Source organism: Candidatus Borrarchaeum sp., assembly GCF_019058535.1.
Taxonomy (GTDB): domain Archaea; phylum Asgardarchaeota; class Sifarchaeia; order Borrarchaeales; family Borrarchaeaceae; genus Borrarchaeum; species Borrarchaeum weybense.
Window position 1 is genome coordinate 1 of sequence record NZ_JAHPYX010000246.1, and the last position, 5,764, is coordinate 5,764.

5 protein-coding genes and 1 pseudogene are annotated in these 5,764 nt (G+C 37.5%); 1 reads left to right on the forward strand and 5 read right to left on the reverse strand.

Annotated elements, in window-relative coordinates; genetic code table 11:
• From QVB70_RS15185 to QVB70_RS15205, 5 genes and pseudogenes are all read right to left on the reverse strand, one after another.
• Window positions 1-310: pseudogene (locus tag QVB70_RS15185) on the reverse strand (tetrahydromethanopterin S-methyltransferase subunit A); the annotation flags it as partial.
• A gap of 70 nt (window positions 311-380) precedes the next feature.
• Entirely contained in the window at window positions 381-1,148 is a 768-nt protein-coding gene (gene cofE, locus QVB70_RS15190; protein ID WP_287588003.1) for a coenzyme F420-0:L-glutamate ligase, read from the reverse strand.
• A gap of 6 nt (window positions 1,149-1,154) precedes the next feature.
• Window positions 1,155-1,790: a molybdenum cofactor guanylyltransferase gene (locus QVB70_RS15195; RefSeq protein WP_287588005.1), complete on the reverse strand. Its 636-nt coding sequence runs from the start codon at window positions 1,788-1,790 to the stop codon at window positions 1,155-1,157.
• A gap of 28 nt (window positions 1,791-1,818) precedes the next feature.
• On the reverse strand, window positions 1,819-2,718 hold the full coding sequence (locus tag QVB70_RS15200; RefSeq protein WP_287588007.1) for a RimK family alpha-L-glutamate ligase: 900 nt from the start codon (window positions 2,716-2,718) through the stop codon (window positions 1,819-1,821).
• A gap of 136 nt (window positions 2,719-2,854) precedes the next feature.
• On the reverse strand, window positions 2,855-3,733 hold the full coding sequence (locus tag QVB70_RS15205; protein WP_287588008.1) for a RimK family alpha-L-glutamate ligase: 879 nt from the start codon (window positions 3,731-3,733) through the stop codon (window positions 2,855-2,857).
• Window positions 3,734-4,034: 301 nt separating this feature from the next.
• Between QVB70_RS15205 and QVB70_RS15210 the strand changes: the two genes are divergently transcribed.
• Window positions 4,035-5,764, forward strand: a 1,730-nt coding sequence (locus QVB70_RS15210; protein WP_287588009.1) for a hypothetical protein, incomplete at its 3' end; no start/stop codon positions are given.

Below are 5,764 nucleotides of genomic sequence, written 5' to 3' on the forward strand. Positions count from 1 at the left end.
CATCAATGCCGTTCTCATAGAGGCTAATAATACTCTGTCCGGGCTCATGTCCTTTTACTCTCTCGCCGGCGACGACTAGTACACGAATAGATGCGTTAGAGCATATATTTTGTAATATTTTTGCTATACCCTCATTCTCAACTTCACAAAAACCTGCAATTGCGACATAATCTTTATTTGAGTTTACAAGATGACTTGGCAACTCATATGATCCGCAAGTCATAATAGCGATATGAGCGTTTGGATTACCTAGTACCCAATCACCCGAAACTGGAGGCCATTTTCTTAGTTCGGTGTTGTCACCCTTCATTTATATCAACTTTTACGGATATTTTTGAATTTTAGATGATAGTTATAATCTTTTTTATCATATTTCGCAGTCACCAAAAGAGAGCGTTTTCTCTTGGCCTAGCAAGCAACAATGCAGATTCTGTTCCCTTTTGATATTTGTATCCACGAATTACAATAACAGGAAACCCCTCATTTGATTGTCCACTAATTAACTCTGCAGCTGAAGCGAGTTCATCTGCGATCGCAACGCAAGTGCTAGTCAATGTATAGCCGAAGAGATCTTTCACTCCTCTTAAGTCTAGGATCGGTTTAATCCCTGATGCCCCAATAGCTACATTAACTGCAGCTGAACGCAGTGCTCTGCCAAAAGTATCTGTAATAATTACTGCTACTTCAACCCCATATTCTTCTTGTATTTTTTTTCTAATTGTTTCTGCGGAACGATCTGGATTCTCTGGTAAAAGAAGAGCAAAGTTTTCTCCAAGAGAATTAGATTGATCTACTCCTGCGTTTGCCATTACCCATCCTGCTGGTGTTTTTGATTCAACTATTAATATTCCATCTTTCATCCGTACGATTGACTTTGCTTGACTGAGAATCACTTCTACATGTCTTGGGTCTTTATCGCATTGATCTGAAATCGTTTGTGCAAACTCAGAAGGTATGACCGTCCTTAAATCTACCAATCTTCCTTCCGCTCTTGAAACTATCGCATGGGCTATAACTATTATATCCTCTTCTTGTAAAGCAATCCGCGTGTTGTTTATACATTGGCATATTATTTCTCCAGTATTATCCCCTTCTCGTATGATAGGTATACCGGGGATTGGAAAAATTTCAATTTTCGGGAGTTCCAATTCATCTTATCTCCTTTGAGGCTTTTTGACTAAACCTTTTAGTTTCTTCAGATCACCTGGGGTATTTACGTTGAAAAACATATTAAGTTGAGGGTCAAATTGTTTGAAAATCTCAGTATTGATATACAAAACGTTTGCATTTTGTAGCAGACCATCTAGTTTATATTGGTTTTTCTGTATCAGTTCCGTTGATCTTTTTCTTGCAATTTCTGTCCTGTAAATGGCATGTAAGGGCTCGATAAATCCGTTTGGCCATCGGGGTAATACCACATCATAGTCTTCACATAATTCTATTAATAGGAGTAAGGCATCTCGATTTAATAAAGGCGTATCGTTAGGTAATAAAATGGTGTATTTCCCACTTGCATGCATGAATGCTGCGTGTGCACCCAGCAAGGAACTCCTAATAGACTCTCTTTTGTCTATCACCATTTCTGCAAGATTTTCTATAACTTCAAGATATTTTTCTTTTTGACTTTCTGAACTTACGATGACTAGAATGTTATTAGAGAGTTCTTGAATAACCTCTATCACCCATAAAATCATTGGTTTGTTGTTCAGCAATAGTAAACCTTTGTCTGGGACAACTGACTTAAGTCTATGAGATTTTCCTCCGGATAAAATCGCTATTGTGGTATTCATCGAGATTTGTCCTTCAATGTGCTCTTCGTTATACTCTGGTTGCTATATAATCTACAATAACTTCAGCTATGTTTAATGTTGTAGTTTTCTGCAGACCTTCCCATGCAGGACATGCATTTACTTCAAGTAGATAGTAATCAGTATCCTGTTCATTTTCGGGGATCATTATATCAATTCCTGCGATTTCGCAACCTGCTATTTGAGCAGCTCTAACGCAGATTTTTTTTAACTTCTCATTCAGCTCACACACTTCAGGAGTAGCTCCTAGACTTACATTCGTTTTCCAACCATTGTTTTCTGCAACTCGATACATAGCTGCAATAACTTGATCTCCTATCACCAAGGCTCTAATATCTCGATTTCCATGTGGAATAAATTTCTGGAGATAAATGATCAAATCAAATTGCTCTAAAGTTTCAAATATTAAATATGCTGTGTCCTCATCTGTTATGCGAGTAATCCCCTGGCCCATTGAACCAAACAACGGCTTTATTACTATATCTTTATAGCTTTTAAAGAAATTCATTGCGTCATCGATTTTCTGTGCCACCATGGTTGGAGGTACTGAAATATTTGCCCCGTCTAAAGCCATAGACGTAAATAATTTGTCACTTGCTTGCTCAATTGCTTTTGCCGAATTAATGACATAAGTACCTGAGTGCTCAAAGAGTCTAACCACATTCATTCGAAAATAGATTTGTTCCAAAACGCCGATTCCTGGCCCCCTAACTAGGACGCCGCTTAGTTCATTAATTAAATTAGAGTTGTTATAATGAACACCTAAAGTGGATCTACTATAATTTGCTATTGTATCTTTTATTGGGAAGAAAACTGTAGAGATATTTTTCTTATCCAATGCACGTTTTAACTGCAATTCATGCCAACGAAGTGTCTGTCCTGATGACGAAATTGCAACTCCTATCTTCAAATTCACACTCTCTAATCAGTTTTAACAAACCATTAGAAGATTCATATTATTTTAAGAGGAAAAAATCTAGCAATATCAAGAAATGATGTTACCAATTCCTCCTTTGCTCCCAATTTATTTCAAGGATTGAGTTAAATCACGCTATCTTTGTTAATATTTTGTTAATGATCGCATCAGCAATCGAATGTTCGGTAACGCTTTGTAATCCCTTCCATCCAGGACTTGGATTTACCTCTATAACATATCTTGTGTTTTTTACTTCAACTAAATCGATTCCAGCCAGTTCACACCCAAGAGTTTTAGAAGCATCTATACTCAGTTGTTCCAATGATTCATCAATCTTGCAAGGTTTTGGTATAGCACCTTCACTTATATTAGATTTCCAGTTATTAGATAACCGATACATTGCAGCAGTTACCGTATTGCCAACAACAAGAGTTCTAATATCTTGTAATCCATGAGGAAGGTATTCTTGCATGAAAATGACTTGATTAGAGCGAATTAACGTATCAAATATACGCCAAGCAATTTCCCGATCTGTTATTCTTACAACTCCTCGCCCTCTACTCCCAATAATTGGTTTTACAATTACGTCTTCCCCCAAATTTGAGAAGCCATCGAGTGCGGCATCTAGAGTCTCAGTTACTATACTTTTAGGTACTGGTAAACCAACTTCTGCAAGTCGAATTCCTGAAAGAAATTTATCCCCAGACACTTCAATTGCTTTAGGGGAATTGATAATCGTAATTCCTAGACCTTCTAATTTGTATAAAATATCCAATTTAGCAGTTATTTGTTCTAACGTACCCATAGGAGGTCCTCTAACGATTAGTGCATCCAATTCATCCAAGAGATTTATGTCCTTCAGTTGAATAGTGTCTCTCTCAAAGCCAATATTTGCAGCAAGTTGATCAAACGAAAAGATCAAAGGTGTAATTTGTCTGTTCTGCAATGAATTAACTAATTCCTGAACTTCAAAACTCTTTTCAAGGTTTGTTATAATACCTATACGCATTTGAGCATCTCTCATATGATCTGTGTAGTTGTTATTCAAGATCAATAACATCTATGGAATCTACTACATAAGATCTTATCTCTTAGAGGACTTTTTATACTTCAAGAAGAAAATTCCTTGATGTGCCATATAAGGATGTTACAAAGACATTTTCAAGTCTAACTAATATATCTTTTTTCAAGCTGTCCTCAAAAATAAGAGCGAGAAAAGACGGAACCTTTATGAATATACTGAGCACATTTTGAGTCAGATAAGATTTCTCTAATTATGAAATAAGATAACTGGATGGGTTTTGATTATAATGGATGATGATGAGCAAGAAATGTATTTTGAAGTGATCAAAACAACTCCAACACCTTTTGACCGTTATGTTTCCCGAGGAGACATAGAGGATGTAGTCGACATTCCAGGTCCTCGAATGGAAGTTGAAAGAGGCGCCATGCGAGCAATAAGGTTTACGTTGTCAGATCAGTCGGCAAGATTTCTGCCTATTGTAGGGAATGCTGGATCTGGCAAAACACATTTTTACTGGGTTCTGAAATCAAAGGATATTGCTCCGCAGGACATGAATTATATTACAGTCTACGTTCCTAGTCCCCCTTCTCCAACACGTATCCTTTTACACGTTTACACGGCTTTAATGGACGAAGTTGGTATAGAAATCCTTAAGATAGTCGCTGAGAAGATACTCACCGATTTTGGTGCTACTGAAAGTATGAGAAGGGGTTTCTCTTATGTTTCTGCAGAGCAGGTTGCGCGAACTGCAATGCGGTTTTATCCTGGTCTAAACGTAGATGTACTAAAAGCAATTATCCTGTTTGGACTGGGAAAAAAAACAGGACAAATAGAAGAATTACAAATTGCTGAGGCTTGGCTTCTTGGTGAGGCAATTTCAGAAGATGAAATGGATAAAATTGGAGTAAAATCTCTTATCGAAGACGATGATGTATGTTTAGCTGCGATCAAGCTTTTTGTGGAAAATATGGACAGACCAATTATCCTTTATTTTGACGAGCTTGAAATCCCCTTCAGAATGTTTGGTGAAGATTCTGAAACAAGACTCTGGGAAACTATGAAACGTCTCTATAATGAGTTACAGAACGTTGTAATTATTGCATCATGTCTTCTTGAAGTTTGGGACAAAATAGAGTCATTGGCAGACTCTGCTATGCGTTCCAGGATGGAATCTACCCTGCGTCTTTATCCCTTTAAAGTTGAGGACATAAAGGAATTCTATGTACGAGCAATGAACCACTTCTGGGACGTTAATAACTTACCAGATCCTGAAGATAAATTCTTCCCATTAGCGGAATTTGTCTTTGATAAGATTTACCACAGATCTAAAGGAAATCCACGAGACTCGATTAAGCTTATCCGAAAGGCAATCGATGAGAAAACAGATTCTTATATAGAACCTGATTTGACACTGCCAGAGGCAGTAGGAGTTATTCCACCTGCGCAAGTAGAAGTAGCAACAGCTGAAACAACTATGGCTGTAACTCAAGAAGTTGGCAAAGAAGTCACTCCAAGCGTTGAACTTGCAGAAATTCTTGCAATTGATGTCAATCCAGGTAGTATTGTAGGCGGCGCATTATGCTCAGTACAAGCAATAGCGCGGAATTTAGGAAAACTTAATGAGATCTCTTTGGACCTAGATTTTGAATTTATTATAGATAAAAAGAAGCAAAAACTAGGCGGTACTATTAAGCGAGGACCTTACATGCTCATAGGTGTAGAAGTGCCTTCTGTCAAGTCATTTGATAAACCCGGTGGTGTTGCAGCTTATTATGCAATACGGCGGTTACATGACGCCATTAAAAATGGGGTTATTACTAAAGGTTGCCTTATAACTCCATCTGGGACTAAAGGCAATAAATATATGCAAGTACGTGAGTCTGCTGGGAATAATATCATGGTAATCGAACTTAATCAAGAAGAAGCCGAAGATTTAATACGTAAGTGCCAAGAGAAGCCTATAACTCAATTAACTCCGTTCATTAAATTATTATTCCCTGATTATGAACCTGAACC

What these genes read in the sequence shown, in the direction of transcription:
- QVB70_RS15195 (WP_287588005.1), bottom strand. Translation starts at nt 1,790, where the DNA reads ATGAATACCACAATAGCGATTTTATCCGGAGGAAAATCTCATAGACTT.
- QVB70_RS15205 (WP_287588008.1), bottom strand. Translation starts at nt 3,733, where the DNA reads ATGCGTATAGGTATTATAACAAACCTTGAAAAGAGTTTTGAAGTTCAG.